The organism is Acinetobacter sp. ANC 4805 (genome assembly GCF_022549495.1).
Taxonomy (GTDB): Bacteria; Pseudomonadota; Gammaproteobacteria; order Pseudomonadales; family Moraxellaceae; genus Acinetobacter.
The window spans coordinates 1-346 of the sequence record NZ_JAKZGD010000027.1; the positions used below are offsets into that span (position 1 = coordinate 1).

2 rRNA genes are annotated in these 346 nt (G+C 41.0%); both read left to right on the top strand.

The features are described 5' to 3' along the window. Nucleotides 1-84 (top strand): 23S ribosomal RNA (locus tag MMP60_RS15840); the annotation flags it as partial. Between the two features lie 175 nt (nt 85-259). Beyond that, nucleotides 260-346 (top strand): 5S ribosomal RNA (gene rrf / locus MMP60_RS15845); the annotation flags it as partial.

The following is a 346-nucleotide window of genomic DNA, read 5'->3' on the forward strand; positions in this document are numbered from 1 at the left end:
AGACTAGGACGTTGATAGGTTGGGTGTGGAAGCACGGTGACGTGTGAAGCTGACCAATACTAATTGCTCGTGAGGCTTGACTATACAACACCCAAACAGTTGTTGTATTCAAGATAAATTCAATACACAACTTGATTTAGTTGAAATACTAGTTACAATACAGACCAATTATCTAATCCGTTAATAACTCTTTCGGTACTAAGTGGCACGAACTTAAAAGTAAGTTCAATAGTAAGACCACCCAAAACCAAAACAGTTTGCTGGCGACAATAGCAAGAGTGAACCACCTGATCCCTTCCCGAACTCAGAAGTGAAACCTCTTAGCGCTGATGGTAGTGTGGCGTTT